This is a genomic window from Promicromonospora kroppenstedtii DSM 19349, from assembly GCF_000515355.1.
GTDB classification, from domain to species: Bacteria; Actinomycetota; Actinomycetes; order Actinomycetales; family Cellulomonadaceae; genus Promicromonospora; species Promicromonospora kroppenstedtii.
Genome location: NZ_KI911663.1, coordinates 14,302 through 14,771, shown reverse-complemented (window position 1 = coordinate 14,771; position 470 = coordinate 14,302). Strand labels below are relative to the sequence as shown.

The window sequence follows — 470 nt, the reverse complement described above, 5'->3', positions numbered from 1 at the left end:
GCCCGAGCAGCCCGGCGGCCAGCAGGTCGCCGGTCGCGGGGGCCAGGCCGACGCCCGCGCCCTCGTGCCCGGTCGCGAACCACAGCCCGGCAAGTGCCGGGTCGGCGCCGACCACCGGCAGGTGGTCCGGCATGTACGGCCGGAAGCCCAGGTAGGAGCGCATCACGTTGGTCTGCGCGAGGAACGGGAACACGGCCACGGCCCGGCGCGCCATCTGCCGGAGCACCTCGGCGCGGAACCGCTCGTCGAACCCGACCTGCTCCCGGCTCGACCCGATCAGCACGGTCCCGCCGCGCGTCGACTCGATCACGGCGGAGGTCTGCAGCTGGGCGCCCGCGGACTGGGTCGCGGCGAAGTAGTCGCCGTCGTACACCTTGTGGTGGATGCGCTCGCGCATCGGGGTGGTCACCAGCACCGTGCCGCGCCGCGGCCGCACCGGCAGCCACGCGCCGAGCCGCTCGGCGACCTCC

At 75.5% G+C, this 470-nt stretch carries 1 protein-coding gene; it reads right to left on the bottom strand.

Translation table 11 applies throughout. The annotated features are described in order from the left end of the window. Positions 1-470 (bottom strand): NAD(P)/FAD-dependent oxidoreductase (locus PROKR_RS34680; RefSeq protein ID WP_169736390.1); only part of this gene is annotated, 470 nt, incomplete at both ends.